Here is a 23,308-nt window from a genome sequence, read left to right as displayed (position 1 = left end):
ACTTGCATGAACGTTCGAATGTGTTTGTGGCTGGGTCTTGGCCTGGCCCCGATGTGGGCACAGGCCGCCCCTGAAATCGCCCGGCTGTATGCGCCAAAACTGCCCGAGGGTTCCGCCTGGGTGCGCGTGGTCAACCCGTCCGAAACCGTCATGCAGGTCCAGGTGGACCAGGGTGCGAGTTTTGCCCTTGCCGCACAGACCGCAGTGGCCAGCCCCTTTCAGGTCGTGGACTCGCGACAGCCGTTGCACGTGACCGTCAATGGTCGCGAGATAAAAAGCCTCAGCGCACCACAAAGTGCGTGGGTCACGCTGATTCTCGACAGCGACCCGGCACGGGCGCCTCGCCTGGTCATCGACCCGCCACTGCGCGGTAAAGACCTGCGCGCCGAACTGAATGTCTACAACCTGGCCAACGGTTGCGAAAAGGCCGAGGTCAAACTCGCCAACGGTGCTCCTGTGTTCAACCAACTGCCATTCTACGGACAAGCCCAACGCACGATCAACCCGGTGCAGGCGACGCTGATTGCCAGCTGCAATGAGAACGCGAGCCTGCCGTTGAAGCTGGCGCCCTTCAAGGCCGGTGATCGTTATAGCCTGTTCCTGATCGGCTCCCGCCAGGCGCCACGGCTGATTGGCCTTGTCGACCAGACCGCGCCATGAACCTTCACTTGAAATCTCGCCTGCCTGTTCCCGCCATGATCGGCGGTTTGTTGTTGAGCCTGTCGGTCACCTGCGTTCAAGCGGCCTCCGCGGTAATCACCGGCGAAAATGGCTGGTTGTTCCCGGCCTGGGAAAGCTTGAGCAAGGTAGACAACACCGGCACTGCCCGCAGCATTGCGCTGGTCAAGGAACTCCAACAGCACCTTGCCCGGGAACACATCGGACTCGTCGTGCTGGTGGTGCCGATGAAAGCGCCGTTTTATGCCCAGCGGCTGCCCGCCGATCACCCCTTGAGCGTCGCCGTGATGCAGCGTTATGACCACCTGCAAAACGACTTGACCCAAGCAGGTCTGACCACGCTGAACATCAAGCCGATCCTGAAACGCACCGAACAAGGCAAACAGACCGCGTTCTACCGCGCCGATTATCACTGGACAGCCTGGAGCGCGGAAAACACCGCCGATGCCACGGCGCAATTGATCACCGAGCGTTACCGCCTGCAAGGCGAACCCGGCGGCGGCGCAGCGCTGGGCCAGTGGTTCGACCGCCGCGCGTTCGGCGACCTGGCCAGTAATTTTCTGCCAGCGATCAAGCGCAAGGCGATTGGTCGCGACATCTACACCGTGCGCCATCAGGCCGAAAACGACTTGCTGATCGACGATGCGCCAGCACCAGTCCAAGTGATCGGCAACAGTTTTGTCCAGCCTTACCTGGGTTTTACGCAGAAGCTCTCAAATGACCTGGACCGTCCCGTCGCACTGACCTGGAACCCCGGCGACGTCGGTCCGTGGGCTACGCTACTGCAATACCTGGAGTCGGCGGATTTTGCCGAACACAAGCCGCAAGTGATCGTCTGGCAATTCAACGAGGGCCAGTTCCACCTTGGCCCTGATGCGGCAGCCAACTGGAACGCCAAAGGCGTCACCTCGCTGAGCCAATGGCATCAGCGCATCAACAAGGTACTGCCGTGAAGATTCTTGGTTGTACAGTGAGTCGCGTCACCCTCGCCGCGCTGTTGTTTGCCGTCACCCTTAGCGCAGGAACCGGCATGCTCTACATCACGAACAAAAAGGCCTTGCCCCCGGAGATTGTCGGCATCGTCTGGCAGCCGGACAACAAGACCGTCGGTATCAGCGGACACTGGGAAAAACTGGGAGCGCGTGAGCTGCTGGTGCAATGGACAGTCGTTGACGATCAGGCCTTCGTTCCCGGTACCGGCCTGCCCGCCGTACCGGTGCTGCCCGATTGGGCGCGCATCGCCAAGGCACCCTGGGCGCAGGATGTGATCCTGGGGCTGGCGGGTTATTTCAGCGAGAACCGCTCACGGGACAACATCGAACAGCTGGCCGCAGTCTCGGAACGAATCGCCAAATTGCCTACGCCGTTACACGTGACCGGCTGGTATTTCCCGGCTGAAGTCGACCCCAGCTGGACCCGTGCCAAAGAACTGCCCGCGCTGCTGGCCAAGCTGCCGCGACCGTTGTGGATCAGCGTTTATGACGGTGCCAATATCGGCCCCGTCGCCACCGCCGAATGGCTCAAGCAATGGCTACCAGATGACATCGGCGTGTTCTTTCAGGACGGTGTTGGCGTCTACGCCCGCACTGCACCCGTCGCCCGAGCCTACGCCGACGCCCTGCGCCAGCGCCTGGGCAAAGACCGTGTGCGGATCATCGTCGAAGCCTTCCGCCCCAACTTTGGTGGCGGCTTCCGCTCCGCGACCGCTGCCGAGCTCAAACCGCAACTGGCGGCCTATGACGGATATCCGCTCTACCTGTTCGACGGGCCGCACTACGTGACGCCAGAGTTGGTCGAGCAACTGGTGCAGTAAAGCGTGCGCAGCTGACGTGTCAACTTTCGGCGTAAGCGCTTTCGGTCAGCGCTCGCAGCCCTGAATGCTTCGCGTGGACGCCAATCAAGTGTCCAATCGCCTGCGCATCCATAGGCCGGCTCAAGAAATACCCTTGAACCTCATCGCACCGCGCATCCTGCAACGCCTGAAGTTGCTCGATCGTTTCCACCCCCTCCGCCGTGACTGTCAGCGACAGTGCCCTGCCCAGCCCGACGATGGCCTCGATGATCGACTGATCATCACCGCTGGCGGCCAGCCCGGAAATAAAGCTGCGATCGATCTTCAACCCATCGAAAGGAAATGAACGCAGGTAGCTCAATGACGAGTACCCAGTGCCGAAATCGTCCATTGCCAGGCGAACACCCAAGGCTTTCAAGTCGTGCATGATCTGCAGTGCGCCCTTGGCGTCGTCAAGCATGACATTCTCCGTCAGTTCCAATTCCAGCCGGGCCGGATTCAAACCGGTCTGCGCCAACACCGCCTGAACCCTGGACACCAGCTGCCCGCGCTGGAACTCTGTCGGCGACAGGTTCACCGAGACAAAGAGTTCTTCAGGCCAGGTCGACGCGGCCGTGCAAGCGGTGTGCAGCACCCAGTTGCTCAGCGGCAGAATCAACCCGGTTTCCTCCGCAATGGGAATGAAAACGTCGGGCGACAACAGCCCTCTCACTGGGTGCTCCCAGCGTACCAGTGCTTCGGCACCGGCCATGACCCTGCCTGCAATCTGATAGCGCGGCTGAAAGTGCAGACGCAACTCATCATGTTTGATCGAGTGACGCAGATCGCTTTCCAACTGACGACGATCGAGTATTCGGGCATTCATGTCGCCCGCGTAAAAACGCCAGGTATTGCGTCCTGCATCCTTGGCTTCATACAGCGCGATGTCGGCATAGCGCAGCAACTCGTCGGCCAGGGTGGCGTCGGCTGGGGCCATGGCAATGCCGATGCTGGCACTGATAAATACCTCATGCTCATTAATCTGGAACGGCTGTTCGATGCAGTCGATCAGGCGCTGGCACAGGTGCTCGACCTCATCCTGAGAAACCATATTCGCCACCACCAGCACAAACTCATCACCACCGATTCGCGCGACCAGGTCATCGGAGCGCAAGCACTGCCCCAGCCTTTTGGAGACCTCGTTGAGTACTTGATCGCCTGCGGCGTGCCCGAGCAAATCATTCACCGGTTTGAAGCGATCCAGGTCGACGCTGAGCATGACCAACGGATCGGCCAGGGTCGGCGCAGCCTTGAGTTTGCCATCAAGGAATTCCTGCATACGGGCGCGATTCGCCAGGCCCGTCAGCGCATCGTGTTGCGACAGGTATTCGATCCGTCGGCGGGCCGCCACTTCTTCGGTGATATCGCTGGCCGTGCCGCGATAGCCCAGCCCCTCCATTTCTCGCACGGAAAGACGGAAAATCCTGGCTTGCCCGTCCCCTGACAGATAACTGCATTGCAAGATGGCGTTGGCCCGTCGGGAGTGGTTTTTCAACCACTGGGAAAGCGGCCCCTGATCAGACACCAGCAAGTCGTCGATAGGACGACCAAGACACTCGGCCCTGCGCAGTCCCGTCACGGTTTCGAAGCGCTCTGACAGGTAGGTGAAGCGCAACCCGGTATCGATTTCCCAAATCCAGTCGGAGGACGCTTCGGCGACATCACGAAACCGCGCCTCACTGGCCGCCAACGCCGTGCGACTGACCTGCAGGGAGGCGTAACTGGCATCCATCACTTGCGCAGCCGCCGCGGTACGCCGCTGAAAAAGCCATGTCATCAGTCCGATAATCAGCCCCGCTATACCGATCAGCGGCAACACCACGGTCATCAACCGATACCCCGGCTGCGCCGGTGTCCACTGCAGGGTGCCCGCCGTACCGGTTTCCCCCAGACGCAAAAACGATGTGCCGAGCGCTGCGCTATCACCTGAGGCCACGCGCAATTGAGCAATCCCGAAATCACTGGCCATGCTACTCAATCGGGCAGCATCGAGCCTGGAGACGAACAACAGTATTGAGGCTGGCCTGTCATCCGTTTCGACCTGGGGGTTGGTGCCAGACGTCAGGGGCGCGGCAGCGACCAACACCGGGGTGCCGTCGACATCGAGAAACGCCTTGATGGGTGTTTCGCTTTCTACATCGATGCGTGCACGTTCGATGAGCGCGGTGATGGGTTGTTTCAACCAGTCCTCAGCGGTGACCGATTCCAGCTGCCCATTGATGACCGAGTACACCGTACGATCGGTCGGATCGATCACAAACACACCCTCAAACCCGAAATCCTCAAACAGCGACGAGCCGGCATTCTGGCGGACAAATGCCCAGTCGGTATCCACCTTCCTGTGCAGGTGCTCATAGGCATCGCCCCAGAATGCGTAGTCCTTGATCGTCAAAAGAACCGACTTCTCCAGCGATTGCACGGCCTTTTCCGTATAGAAGCGACTACGGCGCTCGGCGTCCTGGTTTTGCTCGAAGGCGATGTAAACAATCAAGGTGCTGGCCAACAGGAAGATCGACAACAACAGGCAAGAGAAGCCCATCAAAGACATGCGGGTCAGGGAAAGACTGGAGGTTTGCATCTGCGGCAGAGGGTCGAGAGACTTGCTTTTCATGGGGCTTCCAGGCGGTACAACGATTACAGGCCAGCACTGGAGACGACGCAGGCTTAAAAAATCATGCGTTAAAAATGCTCCCTGACTCGAAGTGATCCCTCGTCTTCAGCCCGGACTGTTGGCAGGATCAGTCCGTAATGTACTTGTTGATCTTATCGGCCCGACTGTTGATGCCTTGACCCGCTATCGCCTTCAACCGCTCAACGGTCGAGTCTTGCGAGACAGGCCAATCCTGAGCGCAACGCCAGCCTGATGGATAAAAGGCTTCTCGATCTCGACGTAGGTAACCTCGGAGCCAGTGGGAGCGGGCTTGTTCGCTCACTGAGCGAGCGTCAACAGAACGTTATTATCTCGAAACGCCTCACAACCGCTGATCAGTTAGTGCGGTTTTTTGACACTTCCCCGATATGTGGTCACAACTTTTGCCCTCCGCTGGGCCCTAACACGTTGGTCGTCGATGGAATATTGGCAGCTTCCGACGTTTTAGCCTGATACGGAGATAAGCTCATGATTTTTAACGTACAAAATTTTGGCGCCAAAGGAGATGGCATCACAGATGACACCGCGGCGATACAAAGTGCGATTGATGCAGCGGCCGCGGCAGGTGGGGGGCAGGTGTATGTGCCGACCGGAACTTATATCGTTTCGGGAGGCGAGGAACCCTCCGACGGTTGCCTGATGCTCAAGAGCAACGTCTACCTGTACGGCGACGGCATGGGCGAAACCACCGTCAAAGTGGCTGACGGCTCCGACACCAAGATCACGGGTGTCATCCGCTCGGCCTATGGCGAGGAAACCCACGACTTTGGCGTCAGCAACCTCACCATCGACGGCAATCGCGACCACACCACCGGCAAAATCGACGGTTGGTTCAACGGCTATATTCCCGGCCAGGAAGGCTACGACTCCAACGTCACCCTCGACAGCGTCGAGATCAAGGATTGCTCCGGGTACGGTTTCGACCCCCACGAGCAGACCGTCAACATGGTCATCAAGAACAGCGTGTCCCACGGCAATGGCCTGGACGGCTTCGTTGCTGACTTCCTCAGCGACAGCACCTTCGAAAACAACGTCGCCTACGACAATGACCGCCACGGTTTCAACGTCGTCACCAGTACCCACGACTTCACCCTCACCAACAACGTTGCCTACAACAATGGTGGCAATGGCATCGTGGTGCAGCGCGGCAGCGAGAACATCCCCTCCCCTAGCAACATCACCATCACCGGTGGCGAGGTGTACGGCAACGGCGCCGAAGGGGTGCTGATCAAGCTGTCCAGTGAGGTGACCGTCAGCGACGTCGATATTCACGACAACGCCAGCGCCGGGGTTCGCGTCTACGGCAGCAACCACGTCGAGATCATCGACAACACGCTCAACAACAACTCCCTGGGCAACCCCGTACCGGAAATCATCATCCAGTCCTACGACGACACCCTGGGCGTGTCCGGCAAGTACTTCAACGGCAGCGATAACACGATCCAGGGCAACATCATCAGCGGCAGCAACCTGTCGACTTACGGTGTTGCAGAGCGCAATGAAGACGGCACCGATCGCAACGCCATTATTGGCAACACCATCAGCCACACCAGCAAGGGTGCCACGCTGGTCTATGGCGACGGCAGCTACGCCAGCGCCACGGTGCCGATGACCACCGTGCAAGGTACGGCTGGCAACGACACCCTGCTGGGCAGCGCCGAAAGCGAGACTTTCTACGGCGGAGCCGGCAACGACACCATTAACGGCGGGGCCGGTGGTGACATTCTGGTGGGCGGTGCAGGCATCGACAAACTCACTGGTGGTACCGGCGCCGATACGTTCCGCTTTGTCGCTCAGTCCGACAGTTACCGCAACGCAACCGCAAGCTTCGATGACACCATCACCGACTTCGACGTCACCCAGGACAAGATCGACCTCGCCGGCCTCGGCTTCACCGGCCTGGGCAACGGCCGTGGCGGCACCTTGCAGGTCAGCTACAGCGCCAGCAACGACCGCACCTACATCAAGGACTACGATGCCGATGCCAGCGGCAATCGCTTCGAATTGATTCTCTCGGGCAACCTCGCCAGCACCCTGACCGCCAGTAACTTCATCTTCAATCGGGTGGTCACCGGTACCAGCGGAAGCGACTCGCTGCTAGGTACCGATTCAGCCGACACCCTGCTCGGTCTGGCGGGTAACGACAGCCTTGGTGGCGGCGCAGGCGACGACGAGCTCGACGGCGGTGCCGGCATGGACACCCTCACCGGTGGCGCCGGAGCGGACACCTTTGTGTTTTCCAATCGCATGGACAGCTACCGCAACTACAACACCGGCGGTGCCAACCTTAGCGACGTGATCACCGATTTCGATGTCAGCGCCGACAAGATCGACCTCTCGGCCTTAGGTTTCACCGGCTTGGGTGATGGCAAGAACAACACTGTGTCCCTGGTGCTCAACAGTGCCGGCACCAAGACTTACATCAAGTCCCTGGCCGCCGACGCCGATGGCAACCGCTTTGAAGTGACGCTGAACGGCAACTACGTCGACAAGCTGACCAGCGCCAATTTCGTCTTCGCCACTTCGCCAACGGTCAACCATGCGCCGGTGGTGGCAACGGCGTTGCTGGATCAAAACGCGAGCGAAAACACTTCGTTCAGCTACGTGGTACCGGCCACCAGCTTCACCGATCCGGATAACGACAGCCTCAGCTACACCGCCAAACTGGCGAATGGCAGCGCCCTGCCCAGCTGGCTGACATTCGATGCAGCGACTCGTACGTTCAGCGGCACACCCAACGACACCGCCTCGGGCACCTACTCCATACAGGTCACCGCGGCCGACGGCAGCAATGCCACCATCAGCGACAGCTTTACCCTCGCCGTACAGGACGTACCCGCCGCACCCACTGTGATTAATGGCACGCCGAACAACGACACCCTGACCGGCACCGCAGCCAACGAACAACTGCTCGGTGGCGCCGGTAACGACACCCTTAATGGCGGCGCGGGCAACGACATTCTGGTCGGCGGCACCGGCGTGGACAAACTCACCGGCGGCGCGGGTGCCGATGTGTTCCGCTACACCTCAACGCTCGACAGTTACCGCACCAGCTCCACCAGCGTCAGTGACCAGATCCTCGATTTCGACGTGACCGCCGACAAGATCGACGTCTCGGCGCTTGGCTACACGGCCCTGGGCAATGGCCTGAACGGCACGCTGCAATTGACCTACAGCGCTTCGAGCAACCGCACCTACCTCAAAGATCTCACCGTCGACGCCAACGGCAACCGCTTCGAAGTGTCGATGGCGGGCAACCTGGTGAGCAGCCTGACGGCGAGTCATTTTGTTTTTGCCGGCCAGGCGCCCGCCAACACCATCACGGGCACCAACAACGCCGAAAGCCTCAACGGCACGGCGGGCGCCGACCTGATCCTCGGCCTCGGTGGCAACGACACAATCAAGGCCGGCACTGGCGCCGACATCGTCGATGGCGGCGCCGGACGCGATTCTCTGTACGGCGGCGATGGTGCCGACGCCTTCCGCTACACCAACGTACTCGACAGCTACCGCGACTACGACACCGGCGGTGTCACGGCCACCGACACGATTTATGACTTCACCGTGGGCGTCGACAAGATCGATGTTTCGGGCCTTGGCTTTGTCGGCCTCGGCGATGGCAGCAATGGCACGTTGTACATGACCCTCAACGCGACCGGCGACAAGACCTACATCAAATCCGCCGAGACCGACGCCGATGGCAATCGTTTTGAAATCGCCCTCAACGGCAACTACCTCAACACCCTGACCACCAGCGACTTCGTGTTCGGCGAGCGCGCCCAGCAGGACATCCTCTACGTGCCCACCCTCGGCCAATCCAATGCGCGCCTGCTGCGCATGACGGAGGACGACAATCAGTCCGGCACCTCGATGTTGGTCAACGACCTGGACCGCTACACCACCTATGACGTGCGCAGCCAGTTCACCGACGCCGATGGCAACGGCATCGACATCGCGGTGGGCGGGAGCACGGTCACTGGCCTGTCGACGCTTAGCGCCGAGGAACTCAAGTTGTGCTGGTGGCTCACCGACACCAACCAACCCGGGGCTGCGCTGTTGCGCGCCGTGACGCTGCTGCGGGACCAGCTCACCGAACTGCAATCCATCGATAACGTCACCACGGGCATCATTTGGGGCCAGGGCGAGGAAGCCGCCCAGGAGATCGCCCGCGCCACGGACAAACCAGCGGCGGCAGCGGCCTACAAGGCTGCAACCCTGAAGGTGTTTGATTACCTGCATGCCCAGATCGGTAATTTCAGCGTGTACTTGATGGAAACCGGTCACTACGAGCAAGACGCGGCGCGTGCCCGTGGTTATTCGGAGGAGAAGATTGCCTCCATCGTCGAGGGGGTTGGCTATGTCCGCGCCGCCCAGGAAGCCATCGCTGCCGAGCGCGCCGACGTCAAGCTGGCGGTGGACTACACCGACCTCCCCTTGCGCCACGAAGTCGATCCGCAGGCGTATCCCGACGACGTCTGGCACCTGCACGAGGAGTCGGCGGAGATCGTCGGCCAGCGACTGGCCGACTACATTGCCAGTGACCTTGGCTTCCAGGGCAACCCCAACGACAACAACAGCGTGCAGGACATTTTCGACAACGCAAATAATATGATTTCCGGTACCGGCCAGGCGGATACCCTGGTGGGCAGTTCGGGCAACGACACACTGGATGGCGACCTGGGCGCCGACACCATGACCGGTGGCAATGGCAACGACATCTATGTGGTCGATAACGCGTTCGACCGCGTGGTGGAAACCAACACCTCGACCTCGCAGATCGATACGGTGCTGGCCTCGGTCAGTTGGACGCTTGGCGCCAATCTCGAGAACCTGGTGCTCACCGGCGTGTCGGGCATCAACGGCACTGGCAATGAGCGATACAACTTCATCACCGGCAATGCCGCCAATAACGTGCTCGATGGTGCCGCGGGGGCCGACAGCATGAGCGGCGGCGATGGCAACGACACCTACTATGTCGACAACGCCGACGACACCGTGATCGAGACCAACAGCAATGCGGCGCCAGGAGGGATCGACAGCGTGCACAGCACCCTGGCGGCCTATACCCTCGGCAACAACGTCGAGAATCTGTATATCGACAGTGCTGGTGCCGCCAACGGCACGGGCAACGCGCTGGACAACACGCTGTTCGCCGGAGCCGGCAACAACGTGCTGGACGGACGCGATGGCAATGACACGGTGTCTTTTGAACGCGCCCTGTCCGGCGTTACCGTAAACCTCTCGACGTCCGCACAACAAAACACCGCGGGTTCCGGGCTCGACACCCTGAAATTCTTCGAAAACCTGACGGGAAGCGCCTACGCCGACAGCCTGTCGGGCAACAGCGCGGCGAACGTTCTGAGCGGTGGTGCGGGCAACGACACACTGGTGGGCGGTTCGGGCGATGACCGGTTGATCGGCGGCGCAGGCACCGACAACCTTACCGGTGGCACTGGCGCGGATACCTATGCGTTTGGTGCGCTGTCGGACATGGGCGTCGGGGCTTTGCGCGATGTGATCAGCGGTTTCAAGACCACCGAGGGTGATCATCTGGATTTCACCGGCCTGGACGCCAACCCGCTGACCGCCACTGTCGACGCCTTCACCTTCATCGGCAGCAACGCCTTCGACCCCACCAACGCTACCGGCCAACTGCGCTTTGCCGATGGCATTCTCTACGGCAGTGTCAACGCCGACGCCACCCCCGAGTTCGAATTCGAAATGGTGGGCGTCAAGGAGCTGCATGCCAGCGACTTTACAGCCTGAGTTGCACTTTGCCCGCGAAGGCGGCGGTACATTCAGTATGGATGCTGATTGATCCACCGCCATCGCGAGCAAGCTCGCTCCCACAGGGGATTTGCAGTGCCCGAAAAATCAAAGACCACCACAGACCCACGGCGGTCATGCTCATTCCTCTTTGAACGCCGCAAGCAAGCGTTCACGCAAAGGTTTCATCAGGTAATTCATCAAAGTGCGCTCCCCCGTCACCACCGTGACATCGGCGAGCATGCCGGGGCGCACCAGCAGGCCGGCAGCCTGCAGCGAGGCGACGGTGTCGGCGGGAATTTCGACCTTGGCGGAAAAGTACGGCTGGTGCGTCTGTTCATTGATCAACTGGTCCGCCGACACCGTAGTCACCGTGCCGGTGACCGTCGGCGTATCCACCCGTTGCAGCGCGGTGAAATGCACATGCACCGGCAGCCCCGGGCGCAACTTATTGGCCATCAGCGGCTCGAAACGCGCGGTGATCGCCATCGGCGCATCCAGCGGCACCACCTGCATCAGGGTTTGCCCGGCCTGTGCAACGCCCCCGACCGTATGAATGTTCACGTCCATGACCTGCCCGGACACCGGCGCACGGATCGCACCGTTGTCGACTTCAAACTGCAAGGCACGTATCTGATCGGCATAACCTGCCGCCTCGGCAGAGACCTCGCTGAGCTGGGTTTCGGCATCGCGGCGAAATTCTTGCTGCGCCTGCAAGGCCTTGAGCCGGCTTTCATTGATCGCCTGGCGGGTCCTGCCGACATCGCCCACCCCGGAGGAAATCTGCCCGGCCAATTGGGCTGCGTTGCGCTCGGCCTCGAGGAGTTTGTTGCGAGGAATGTAGCCTTCACGGGCCAAATCACGCAGGCCTTCCAGCTCTTGCTGCTGGAAGCGCATCTGCGTGTCGTAGTTGCGCTTGACGCCTTCGTAGCCGAGCAATTGCTGCTGCAATGCCGCAGCTTCGTGTTCGATGATCTGCAAGCGGCTACCCAGCTCTGCGCGGCGGGTCAGAAATAACTGGCCCTGCAAGGCCATGGAAGCCTTGACCCGCGGCTCGTCGGCGCGCTCCAGCAGTTCAGCGGGCCATTGGATCTCGGCTGAGCCCAAGCGCTCGGCAATCAACCGCGCTTCGACGCTGCGATCGTTGAGCAACTTGCCCAGGGTCACGTCCCGTTGCGACTGCGCCTGCACCGTATTGAGCTGCACCAGCAACTGTCCCTGGGTGACGCGGTCGCCATCGCTGACCAGTAGCTTTTCCACCACCCCACCGACCAACGACTGCACAGCCTTGCGTTCGCCCGCCACCACCACGGTGCCGCTGCCCACGACACCTTGGTCGAGCGGCGCCAGGCAGGCCCAGAGCAGGAAGCCGCCCAGCGTCAGGACCAGGAAACCCACACCATAACGTGCAGCCCCCCCTGCGTCGGTACTGGCGCTGGGTAGCGTTGTGGCGCCGCGCACGCTCAGCCCATGCTCGCTGTACGTTTGTGCCCCAAGGGTCGGATCACGCATCTTTACCAGCCTCCCTGACCGCGGCCGGTCTTGGCCCCGGCATCAATGCTTTGAGCACCCGGTCCCGTGGACCGAATGCTTGTTGAGTGCCGTCCTTGAGCACCAGGATGTGATCGACCACCGCCAGCACATTAGGCCGGTGGGTAATCAGCACCACGGTGCTGCCAGCAGCCTTGAGCGCACGGATGGCCTGCACCAGCGCCTGCTCCCCGGCTTCATCGAGGTTGGAGTTGGGCTCATCGAGCACAATCAGCGACGGGCGCCCATAGAGCGCGCGAGCCAGGCCGAGACGTTGCTTTTGTCCACCGGACAAGCCAAGCCCGCCGGGGCCCAGCGGCGTGTCGTAACCCTTGGGGAACCTCAGGATTATCTCGTGAATGCCAGCGTGACGCCCGGCGGCGATGATCTTGTCGGCGTCCTGCTCGCCGAAGCGGGCGATGTTGTCGGCCACACTGCCGTCGAACAGCTCGATGTCCTGCGGCAGGTATCCAAGGTGCGGGCCCAGGGCGTCGTGGGACCATTGACTGATCTCGGCGTCGTCCAGGCGCACCGACCCGCCCATGGCCGGCCATACCCCGACCAGCGCCCTGGCCAGCGTTGATTTACCACTGGCGCTGGGGCCGACGACGGCGAGTACATCACCTTTGGCCAGGCTGAAATTGATGCCCCGCAGGATCGGTTGCGTGGCGCCGGGCGGGCCGACATACAACTGCTCCAGGCGCACTGCCCCGGTGGGCGGAGGCAAAGGCATGCGCAGGCGCTCGCGCGGATGCTGGGCAAGCAGTTGACTCAGGCGCTGGTAGCTCTGGCGGCCGGAGTTGAATTGCTTCCACGAGCCGATGGCGATTTCCACGGGCGCCAGGGCACGCCCCAGCAGCAGCGACATCGCAATCATCATGCCCGCCGACAATTGGCCTTCAAGCACCAGCAACGCCCCCAAGCCCAGTGCCAGCGACTGTCCGGAGATGCGCACGAAACGGGTCATCGAAGTGATACGCGCGCCGCGGTCGCTGGCATGGGCCTGGGCGGCAATGATGCGTTGCTGCAGCAGGCTCCAGCGCTGGCGCAACGGCCCGAGCATGCCCAGGGCCTGGATGACTTCGGCATTGTGGAACGTGCTGTTTACATAGATCGACGACTGCACTCCCAGGCGATTGGCTTCGCCCAAGCGTGTGCGAGTCGACAACTCGCCCCACAGCGCCAGGCCAATCAGCACCAGGGCTAGAACCAGCGTCAGTACGCCGAACCAGGGATGAAAGATGAACGCCACCAGCAGGAAGATTGGCAACCACGGCGCATCGAGCAAGGCGATCAGGCCCTGGCCGGTGATCAACTGCCGCAGCGTCGCCAGATCGATGAGCACCTGCGCCGGGTTGGCGTTGTGCTCGCGCAGGCTGCGGGCGAAGGCGGCGTCGAAAATCCGCTCGCCCAAGGCATCGTCCAGCCCCGCGCTCATGCGAATCATCACCTCGCCGCGTGCCCACTCGATCAGGGCGCTGAACATGAACAGTCCCAGGGCGATCAAGGTGAGCATGAACAAGGTGGTTTCGTTGCGGCTGGTGAGGACCCGGTCGTACACCTGCATCATGTAGAGCGACGGTACCAGCACCAGCAGGTTGATCACCCCACTGAACAGCGCCAGCGACCAGAACACTCGGCGATAGCTTAATAAAGCGGCATCAATGTCATGACGCGGATCGAGAAGCAAAGCCATAGAGTGTCGCCCACAAAAGGAAAAGTCGGTCCAGGACGCAATCCATCGCGGTTTTTTTTGCCCCAAGGCATTGGAGAAAACACTAAACGTAGCCGGATGCGCCGCTATCAGAGACGATCTTCGTCGCGCTACAGGCGCCCTTTACTGACCACGCAACCACGGGTTAGTGCCGGTTCGGCGGGCTGGGTTTCCATGTGGGTGACGGGCGGGGATGTTGCATTCCCTATTACTGTCCAAACCTCACACAAACAAAAACGCCGCTCAAAGAGCGGCGTTTTTGCGTATGGAGCGGGAAACTCGGCTCACCGTATGTTACGAGCCTCAAGCGTTTCAGCTCCAGGGACGGTCTCCATTCTCGTCCTTGATGCGGGTCGGCAGGCCCATCACATCCAGCGCCTTGAGGAACGGCTCAGCTGGAAGCTCCTCGACGTTGGCCATGCGCTGCACGTCCCACTCGCCGCGGGCGACCAGCAGGGCTGCTGCCACGGGCGGCACGCCTGCGGTATAGGAAATGCCCTGGCTGTCAGTTTCCGCGTAAGCGTCTTCATGATCAGCCACGTTGTAGATGAACACCTCGCGCGGCTGGCCATCCTTGGTGCCCTTGATCAGATCACCGATGCAGGTCTTGCCGGTGTAGCCGGGCGCCAGCGAGCTCGGATCAGGGAGCACGGCCTTGACCACTTTCAGCGGCACGACTTCCAGGCCTTCGGCGGTCTTGACCGGTTGCTCGGAGAGCAGGCCGAGGTTCCTGAGCACGGTGAACACATTGATGTAGTGCTCGCCGAAGCTCATCCAGAAACGCACGTTGGGCACGTCGAGGTTCTTCGACAGCGAGTGCACTTCATCGTGGCCGGTCAGGTACAGGTTCTGCGCGCCTACGACCGGCAGGTCGTCGGTGCGTTTGACTTCGAACATCGTGTTGCTGGTCCACTGACTGTTCTGCCAGCTCCACACTTGTCCGGTGAATTCGCGGAAGTTGATTTCCGGGTCGAAATTGGTGGCGAAATACTTGCCGTGGGAACCGGCGTTGACGTCGAGAATGTCGATCGAATCAATGCGGTCGAAATACTGTTGTTGCGCCAGTGCTGCATAGGCGTTGACCACACCCGGGTCGAAGCCCACGCCGAGAATGGCGGTAATGTTCTTCTCTTTGCACTCTTCGAGGTGGTTCCACTCGTAGTTGCCATACCAGGGCGGCGTCTCGCAGATTTTGCCCGGTTCTTCGTGAATGGCGGTGTCCAGATAGGCCACGCCGGTATCGATGCAGGCGCGCAGCACCGACATGTTAAGGAAGGCGGAACCGACGTTGATGACGATCTGCGATCCGGTTTCGCGGATCAGCGCCTTGGTCGCTTCCACATCCATGGCGTTCAGCGAGAAGGCCTGGATATCGGCGGGCACTTTGAGGCTGCCCTTGGCCTTGACGCTGTCGATGATGGCCTGGCACTTGGAGATGTTGCGCGACGCGATAGCAATACGACCGAGTTCATCGTTGTGCTGCGCGCACTTGTGGGCCACCACCTTGGCGACACCTCCTGCACCAATGATAAGCACGTTCTTCTTCAATTTTTCTCTCTCTCCTTCTCTGCCAGCTTACGAAAGGCTGGACATGTAGTCGTTGTAACCAAACTCACGAACCACCTCGACGGTACCGTCGAGTTGTTTCACCACGATGGACGGCATTTTCAGGCCGTTGAACCAGTTCTTCTTGACCATGGTGTAACCCGCTGCGTCGATGAACGACAGCCGATCCCCGATAGCCAAAGGACGATCAAATTGATACTCACCGAAAATGTCTCCGGCCAGACAGGATTTGCCGCACACCATGTACGTGTGCTCGCCCTCGCTGGGCGCCAGCTTCGCATTCAGGCGATAGATCAGTAGATCGAGCATATGCGCTTCGATGGAGCTGTCCACAACCGCCAGGTGCTTGCCGTTGTAGAGGGTGTCGAGCACGGTGACTTCCAGCGAAGCGCTCTGCGTAATGGCCGCTTCGCCCGGCTCCAGGTAGACCTGCACGCCGTATTTTTGCGAGAAGGACTTGAGGCGCGCGCAGAACTCGTCCAGCGCGTAGCCTTCGCCAGTGAAGTGGATGCCGCCACCGAGGCTGACCCACTCGACCTTGTGCAGCAAGTCGCCGAAGCGTTCTTCGATGGTGCACAGCATCTGGTCGAACAGGCCGAAATCACCGTTCTCGCAGTTGTTATGGAACATGAAGCCAGAGATCTGCTCGATGACCTGCTCGATCTTCACCGGGTCCCACTCGCCCAGACGGCTGAACGGCCGCGCAGGGTCGGCCAGCAGATAATCCGAGCTGCTCACCTGCGGATTGACCCGCAGACCGCGCACCTTGCCGGCCGAAGCCTCGGTGTAGCGCTGCAACTGACCGATGGAGTTGAAGATGATCTTGTCGCAGTTTTCGAGCATCTCCTCGATCTCGTCGTCGGCCCAGGCCACGCTGTAGGCGTGGGTCTCGCCCGCGAACTTCTGTCGACCGAGCTTGAGTTCGTAAAGCGACGACGACGTGGTGCCATCCATGTACTGCTGCATCAGGTCGAACACCGACCAGGTGGCGAAGCACTTGAGTGCCAGGAGCGCCTTGGCCCCGGACTGTTCGCGCACATAGGCGATCTTCTGCATGTTCGCCAGCAGCTTTTGTTTATCAATGAGGTAGTACGGCGTTTTGATCATTTCGAGGCGCCTCCGGCAAGGCCAGCCAAAAAAGGATGCGCATTGTGCCTTCACTGGCTACATATCGAAAGAGCAGGAAGCACTGTCCACGCGAATCGTGGCTCAATTTAAGTCCCAGGCACCTCGAGCCGAACCAGCGTCAACAGCAGCTTTAACGGCCGTCAGTCAATTCTGCCCGGAAAGAGTGATTACATAATCGAACGGCTGCCCCTCAAGTTCATCGATGGCTTTACTACGCAGTCCCGTGCGGTCTACACCAATATGATCGAGAGCTTCCAATTAGTCGACGGGTAGCCGCCCCGTTCAGGTCTGGCTTTCAAGCAAGTTGAACAGCTCCACGAATTGCCGGGTCAGCTTGTGTTGCGGTTCCAGATAGATCAGTGGCTTGCTGGCCTGGTGTGACTCACGCATCTTCACCGAACTCATCAGGTACGCAGGCAACACCGGCATTTTCTCGGCAATCAGCTCGTCGAGCAGTCGTTGCGGCAGTGCGTTGCGAGCCTGGAATTGGTTAACGACGATGCCCTCAACCTCCAGCCTCTCGTTATGATCACTTTTGATCTCCTCGATTTCTCGCAGCACGCCGTAAATCGCCTGGCGAGAAAAGCTATCGCAATCGAATGGGATCAAACAGCGGTCAGCGGCAATCAGCGCCGAGACGCTGTAAAAATTCAGACCGGGCGGAGTATCCATATAGATCCGCTCATAGTCTTCATCGAGCCGGTCCAGCAGCTTGCTGAGTTTCTGAATTTTGTAGCGTGACTCGAGCTTGGATTGCAGATCACTCAGCTCCGACGAGGCGGCGATCAAATGCAAGTTGTCGAAGCGGGTTTCATGGATATTGGCTTGGGCCTTCTTTGAGGCCGGGCCAGGGAACAGTGTCTGTTTGAAGAAGTCGGCGATCCCCAGGGGAATATCTTCGCCGCTGAGTCCGGTCAAATAGTGAGTAGCATTGGCTTGGGCATCCAGATCAATCAGCAAGGTGCGATAGCCCTCAAAGGCACTGATGGCCGCGAGGTTACACGCGATACTGGATTTCCCGACGCCCCCTTTTTGATTAAAAACCACACGTCTCATGAAATGTCCGAAAAATTAGCATAGGTGGACATCATGTCTTTCCCTGAGTTTTTTAGCTTCAAGCACTGTAAACACTGTAACGATTCAACGTAAAGGTTCCTGCTCCCCAAGGTTGCTACGGGCTGATCAGTGTTTACTCATCAGACCATGCAGAACGCCGAATCTCAGCCCCGGCTCGGAAGGCGTCATATGTGAGACACCAAACACCTTGAAGGCCGCCAGCATGAGCACCAGGCCTCCAGGCAAGATGCTCTGGCGATGGCTTGGCAGGCCCGCCAGTCTGAGCTGTTTGACATGCCCCACTTCAAGCAGGCGCAACGACAAACGTAACAGACCGCTGTAGGTGATGCCGCTTTCGCCATAGTCGTTCAACCCGTTGGCCTTGAGGACTTTGGCCAGCATCCGTGCGGTGCCTGACGAGCCAATCACCTGCTGCCAACCCAGCACACGATAACGACGCGCCACTTTTTCAAACTGCACAGTGGCCACACGCTCAGCCTCTAGCAGCGCTTGAGCGGTGATACAGCCCCCCTGAAAGTAACGCGCACCGAAGAGGCCGCTGCCAATGGCAATACTTTCGGTCATCAGGGGTTGAGCTCCCTGCCCCAGAATCAATTCAGTGGAGCCGCCACCGATATCCACGACCAGTCGCCTGTTTTCGGTACCGGGTATCGTGTGAGCAACACCGGCGTACACCAGTCGGGCTTCTTCATGCCCAGAGATGACATCTATGCGAAACCCCAGGTGCCGCTCCGCGCTGGTCAAAAACAGTTGCGCATTGTCGGCTTCGCGCACGGCACTGGTCGCCACTGCCCGCACTCGACCGGCTTCAAAGCCGCGTAACTTTTTGCCGAATCGTGCGAGCGCTTGCCATCCCCGATCCAACGCCAACTCGTCTAGTGCCCCGCCTTGAGACCCTTCCGCCAAACGGACAGGTTCACGCAAGGTTTTCACTTCCTGGATCACGAACCCCTGACGCCGTCTGACTGACTGGCCGATCATCATGCGAAACGCATTAGAACCAAGGTCAATGGCTGCAAATAGAGAGGCGTCTCCTTTCATGGGGGGATTCCTTGCAAGCTGAGCGCACTAGGCGGTTTGCGAGGATCTTGCCATGGGGACGATGACGCAAAGATGACACCTGCTGCTCTTTACGAATGAGCAGACACCAGGATCGCGGGTCTTGAGGATGAGATCTTCAAAGGACGCAAAAAAATGTGTCATCGCACTGTAACCTTCGACAGCAATACTCGGGCTATACAACGCGTGCTCGTTCTTCCGCTGCCACTTTAGGCGGCTTTTTTTTGCCTGATGATTTTGGCAGCAGTTTTGCCAACCCTGCCAATTGGGTCTCGGCTTTTTCGAGAGCGGTCGCTGCGCAGCTCTGCCATATCGCTTCCAGCGGGCGCAGGTCGGATTCGTTCAGCGCCTTTTGGCACCACTGATAATGGTCATGCCAGGCGCCCAAAGCCGATTGCAGTGCCTTGAGCGCAATCGCCGCTTTACCCGAAAGCGGTGAAAGACGGGGAAACGCTTCCGTGAGGTAGCGCGTGCGCTTGACCAGGATTCTCAGCTCGTGCCGATCAAATTCAGTGTCATCCACGGCAGCATGCAGTCGATCAATCTGCTTTTTCAGTGCTTTTTCGATTTGAGGCTGGATGTGTTTTAGCCCGCCATTGACTTCCACTGATCGAAAGATGGAAGGCCATTCATCCAATTGAATGAACAAGTTCTTGAGGGCTGGGCTTTTTAGAATCCTGGAGTAGTGAGATGCCAGGCGCGCTTTTCTGAGCTGAACCTGGGCAGGAAAACCCCTGCCCTTCAGTTCCTGAATCATCACATCCAGATCCCGAGCGGGTGTAGTCAGCCTTCCCACTTCAGCTGCCGCGATGTTCAGAGTTGCCACCTCGGTCATGGAGCGCATCGGTCGGAGCAAACTCCTGATACGCCTCACGGCGATCCTGAGATCGTGCAAAGCTTCGCTATCAGTCCGTGCCTCCAGCCGGGCACGGGCGTGATACAGGGCAACCTGAAGCGCCAGTATCTCGGCAACGAACTTGTCGACGAATGCCATTCGGTCATCTCGCAGAAACGGAATTGCCACGAGCTTATCAGAAGCATCGATCATCAATATTGACTCTCCTTGAGAGCTAACCGCGGCCGGTCTTTGTCCCCAGGCCCCGTCACTTCGCCGCGCTACTGATCCCGCCGCAGATTCGCTACTATGTTTGACCGTTAGCTTTCCTTAATCTGGAGCCCGAATGCCTAATCAAAAGGACATCGCCGCCGAAAGCGGCGCACCGATGATTCCTGAACAGCGCCGTGAATTGATGCTGCGACAGTTGCGCAAGCATCAGGTGCTGAGCGTTCATCAGTTGATGGAAATGTTCGACTGTTCGCACATGACCATACGTCGAGATATCGCGTTGCTGGAGCAGGAAGGTCGTGCTTACTCGGTAACGGGTGGGGTGCGGATCGCCAGCCAGCTCCATAGTGAGCCCAGCCACCAGCTCAAGGCGGTGGTCGAGTTGCCACAGAAGCAATCCATGGCCAAGCTCGCCGCCCGGCTACTGCATGCCGATATGACGATCTACCTGGATGCGGGAACCAGCACGCTGGAAATCGTCCCCTATATCAAGGCGCTGTCCGGCATGACCGTGGTGACCAATGACTTCGGCGTTGTCCAGGCGCTGATCGAAGCCCCCCATGTCACGGTGATTCATACCGGCGGGCAGCTGGATCACTCCAATCAATCGTGCGTGGGCAGCTTGGCAGTTGCCACCTTGCGCCAGGTCGTCACCGATATCGCGTTCATATCGACCAGCTCATGGGATTTGCGTCGCGGCCTTACCACGCCTTCGGCGCTGAAGGTAGAGGTGAAACAAGCCGCGATGCAATCGGCCTCGCAAGTGGTGCTGGTGGCCAGCAGTTCGAAATACGGCACATTCAGCATGTACAAGATTGCCGGGCTGGAACAGTTCGACATTATCCTCAGCGACGATGCATTGACCGCGGCCGCGGCCGATGGCATCCGCATGCAAGGTGTCGAACTGTTGTTGCCGTCTGACTGAAACGACGGGCTCCGGCAGCGCCCGTCGCCCCCCTCCTCTGTTGCGCTTAACGCGCCTTCCAGTCCCGTAGCCATTGCAAGCCGGCCGAAGTATTGCCACGCGGCCGATATTCGCACCCTACCCAGCCGTCATAACCCAACTGGTCGATCAACTCGAACAGGTAGGGATAGTTGACTTCGCCCAGGTCCGGTTCATGCCGGTCCGGCACGCCGGCGATCTGGATATGACCGATTCCGTCGAAGTCCCGACGAAGTTTGGTGGCCAGGTCGCCTTCAACGATTTGGCAGTGGTAGCAGTCGAACTGAACCTTCAGGTTACGGGCGCCCACTTCCTTGCAGATAGCCTGGGCCTGATCCTGCCGGTTGAGGAAATAGCCCGGCATGTCTCGTGTATTGATCGGCTCCAGCAGCACCGTGATACCGACCTTGGCCGCCTGGGCGGTGGCATAGGCGAGGTTCTCCAGGTACACGCCGTGATGCCGTGGGCGATCGCGTTCCGACGGCAACAGCCCAGCCATCACATGGATACGCGAGTTGCCCAACACGCCGGCGTACTCCAGGGCGCGATCAAAACCGCTACGAAATTCACTCTCACGACCCGGCAACGACACCGTGCCCCGCTCGCCCGCCGCCCAATCACCGGGCGGCGCGTTGAACAGCGCCTGCACCAGGCCGTTATCGCTCAAGCGTTGCTGGAGCTCTTCAGCGCTGTAGTCGTAGGGAAACAGATACTCCACCGCTTCGAAACCATCGGCAGCCGCGGCGGCGAAGCGATCCAGAAACGCATGTTCCGGGTAGAGCATGCTGAGGTTGGCAGCAAAACGAGGCATGGTAGCTCCTGAGATAAAGAGTCAGACAAAGGGCCAGATCAGCAGGGTAATACAGAAACCCAAGGTGCCGAGCAAGGTGGTCAACACCGTCCAGGTACGCAAGCCGTCGGCCACGTTCAGCCCGGACAGTTTGGTGAAGATCCAGTAACCGGCGTCATTGATATGGGACATGGCCAACCCGCCACCGCCCATGGCCAGGCACAGCAACGCCATGTGGTTCGGGGTGAGATTGAGGGTCACAATCAGCGGGCTGATGATGCCGGCAGTGGTCACCAGCGCCACCGTCGTCGAGCCCTGCACCGCGCGCAACAGCATGGTCAGCACAAAGCCCAGCGCCAGCACCGGCAGACCGGTAGTGCGCAGCATATCGGAGACCACGGCGCCGATTCCGGTATCCACCAGCACCTTGCCAAACACCCCGCCGGCACCGGCAATCAGGATCACCATGGCCACACCGGGCAAGGCCGAACCGATTACGTCGGATACCTGAGTGCGACTCCAGCCCCGGCGCGAGCCCAGCAACCAGGCACACAGCAACGTGTCGATCAGCAGCGCCACCAGCGGCGCGCCGAGCACAGTCATGATGCCGCGCAGAGTCGATTCGACAGGCAGCAACGAGGTGGACAGCGTTCCCAACAGAATCAGAATGATCGGGAGCAGGATCAGGCTGACGATCAATCCAAACCCTGGTGGGGGTGCCGGCGGCAACTTGGAAACGATGCTGCTGGTGGACTCTTCCAGGCCCATGTGCGACACGGCCACAGTCGCTCGCTCAGCGCTCTTGTCGTTGCCATTGGACCAGGCGGCCAGATCCTCGTTGGTGACATGCGGGCCATAGACCTCGGCACGAATATCGTCGGTCATCGGGTACACCCGACGGGTCATTCGCCCGGCCACGCGGTAGCCGACATAGCAAAGGAACGCGGTGAGCGGCAGACCGAACATCAGCACACGGCCCAGGTCCGCGCCCAATTGACTGGCAGCGGCCACGGCGCCCGGGTGTGGCGGCAGAAAGGCGTGTACGGTCAACAAGGCCGCGCACATCGGCAGTGCGAAGACCAACAACGGCTTACGCGCACTGCGCGCAATGCCATAGGCCAGCGGCATCAGGATGATCACGCCGACTTCGAAGAACACCGGCACCCCGACCATGAACCCGGCAATCGTCAGCGCCAGCGGTGTACGCCGGTTGCCGAAACGAGTGATCAGGGTCTTGGCCAGCGCCTCGGCACCACCGGAGAGTTCAATGATCCGCCCGATCATCGCGCCCAAGGCAATGATGATCGCGATATGACCCAAGGTCTTGCCCATGCCGCCTTCGATGGTCGCCACCAGATCGGCCGGTTTCACCCCGGCCACCAGCGCCACCAGAATACTCACCAGCATCAAGGCCACGAAGGGCTGGAACTTGTACTTGAGCACCAGGAACAACAACAGCGCGATGCCCACCCCCGCAGTCACCATCAGGATTAACGGGCTCATTTCAAAA

15 protein-coding genes are annotated in these 23,308 nt (G+C 59.9%); 5 read left to right on the top strand and 10 right to left on the bottom strand.

The window, feature by feature from the left end; all coding sequences use genetic code 11:
• Positions 1 to 6: 6 nt before the first annotated feature.
• From MO767_RS02675 to MO767_RS02665, 3 genes are read left to right on the top strand one after another with little or no spacing between them, the layout of a single operon-like run.
• The gene (locus MO767_RS02675; RefSeq protein ID WP_282479296.1) at positions 7 to 660 is read left to right on the top strand and encodes an alginate O-acetyltransferase AlgF; all 654 of its coding nucleotides are present in this window, start codon (positions 7 to 9) and stop codon (positions 658 to 660) included.
• Positions 657 to 1,631: a twin-arginine translocation pathway signal gene (locus tag MO767_RS02670; RefSeq protein ID WP_282479295.1), complete on the top strand. Its 975-nt coding sequence runs from the start codon at positions 657 to 659 to the stop codon at positions 1,629 to 1,631. The genes MO767_RS02675 and MO767_RS02670 overlap by 4 nt, the downstream gene beginning before the upstream one ends.
• Positions 1,628 to 2,491: a hypothetical protein gene (locus tag MO767_RS02665; RefSeq protein ID WP_282479294.1), complete on the top strand. Its 864-nt coding sequence runs from the start codon at positions 1,628 to 1,630 to the stop codon at positions 2,489 to 2,491. The genes MO767_RS02670 and MO767_RS02665 overlap by 4 nt, the downstream gene beginning before the upstream one ends.
• 19 nt (positions 2,492 to 2,510) lie before the next feature.
• Here MO767_RS02665 and MO767_RS02660 read toward each other — a convergent pair whose 3' ends face one another.
• On the bottom strand, positions 2,511 to 5,120 hold the full coding sequence (locus MO767_RS02660; RefSeq protein ID WP_282479293.1) for an EAL domain-containing protein: 2,610 nt from the start codon (positions 5,118 to 5,120) through the stop codon (positions 2,511 to 2,513).
• A 507-nt stretch (positions 5,121 to 5,627) separates the two neighbouring features.
• Here MO767_RS02660 and MO767_RS02655 point away from each other — a divergent pair.
• Positions 5,628 to 10,925: a glycosyl hydrolase family 28-related protein gene (locus tag MO767_RS02655; RefSeq protein ID WP_282479292.1), complete on the top strand. Its 5,298-nt coding sequence runs from the start codon at positions 5,628 to 5,630 to the stop codon at positions 10,923 to 10,925.
• A gap of 141 nt (positions 10,926 to 11,066) precedes the next feature.
• On the opposite strand, the gene MO767_RS02650 is transcribed toward MO767_RS02655, so the two are convergent.
• From MO767_RS02650 to MO767_RS02620, 7 genes are all read right to left on the bottom strand, one after another.
• A complete protein-coding gene (locus tag MO767_RS02650) occupies positions 11,067 to 12,437 on the bottom strand; it encodes an HlyD family type I secretion periplasmic adaptor subunit (RefSeq protein ID WP_282479291.1) in 1,371 nt (456 codons plus the stop codon).
• A complete protein-coding gene (locus MO767_RS02645; protein WP_282479290.1) occupies positions 12,430 to 14,151 on the bottom strand; it encodes a type I secretion system permease/ATPase in 1,722 nt (573 codons plus the stop codon). Before MO767_RS02645 ends, MO767_RS02650 begins: the two co-directional genes overlap by 8 nt.
• 330 nt (positions 14,152 to 14,481) lie before the next feature.
• Positions 14,482 to 15,717: a saccharopine dehydrogenase family protein gene (locus MO767_RS02640; protein ID WP_282479289.1), complete on the bottom strand. Its 1,236-nt coding sequence runs from the start codon at positions 15,715 to 15,717 to the stop codon at positions 14,482 to 14,484.
• Positions 15,718 to 15,744: 27 nt separating this feature from the next.
• Positions 15,745 to 16,842 carry a carboxynorspermidine decarboxylase gene (locus MO767_RS02635; protein ID WP_123364004.1) on the bottom strand — a complete coding sequence of 366 codons (1,098 nt, stop codon included), beginning with the start codon at positions 16,840 to 16,842 and terminating at the stop codon, positions 15,745 to 15,747.
• Positions 16,843 to 17,145: 303 nt separating this feature from the next.
• Complete coding sequence (locus tag MO767_RS02630) at positions 17,146 to 17,919, bottom strand: ParA family protein (protein WP_282479288.1); 774 nt, start codon at positions 17,917 to 17,919, stop codon at positions 17,146 to 17,148.
• Positions 17,920 to 18,045: 126 nt separating this feature from the next.
• Positions 18,046 to 18,981 (bottom strand): Ppx/GppA family phosphatase, encoded by a 936-nt coding sequence (locus MO767_RS02625; protein WP_282479287.1) that lies wholly within the window; start codon positions 18,979 to 18,981, stop codon positions 18,046 to 18,048.
• 193 nt (positions 18,982 to 19,174) lie between these two features.
• Complete coding sequence (locus MO767_RS02620; protein WP_282479286.1) at positions 19,175 to 20,047, bottom strand: CHAD domain-containing protein; 873 nt, start codon at positions 20,045 to 20,047, stop codon at positions 19,175 to 19,177.
• Positions 20,048 to 20,180: 133 nt separating this feature from the next.
• On the opposite strand from MO767_RS02620, the gene MO767_RS02615 reads away from it, so the two are divergent.
• Positions 20,181 to 20,990, top strand: coding sequence for a DeoR/GlpR family DNA-binding transcription regulator (locus MO767_RS02615; protein WP_282479285.1), 810 nt, complete (start codon positions 20,181 to 20,183; stop codon positions 20,988 to 20,990).
• A 46-nt stretch (positions 20,991 to 21,036) separates the two neighbouring features.
• Here the strand turns inward: MO767_RS02615 and otnI are convergent, their stop codons facing one another.
• Both otnI and MO767_RS02605 read right to left on the bottom strand, forming a co-directional pair.
• Positions 21,037 to 21,819: a 2-oxo-tetronate isomerase gene (otnI, locus tag MO767_RS02610; RefSeq protein ID WP_282479284.1), complete on the bottom strand. Its 783-nt coding sequence runs from the start codon at positions 21,817 to 21,819 to the stop codon at positions 21,037 to 21,039.
• Between the two features lie 21 nt (positions 21,820 to 21,840).
• Positions 21,841 to 23,301: an SLC13 family permease gene (locus MO767_RS02605; RefSeq protein WP_282479283.1), complete on the bottom strand. Its 1,461-nt coding sequence runs from the start codon at positions 23,299 to 23,301 to the stop codon at positions 21,841 to 21,843.
• Positions 23,302 to 23,308 lie beyond the last annotated feature (7 nt).

It is taken from the genome of Pseudomonas sp. UYIF39 (assembly GCF_029963765.1).
In the GTDB taxonomy this organism is placed as follows: Bacteria; Pseudomonadota; Gammaproteobacteria; order Pseudomonadales; family Pseudomonadaceae; genus Aquipseudomonas.
The sequence above is the reverse complement of the archived record's forward strand: the minus strand, read 5'-3'. Positions and strand labels throughout refer to the sequence as shown.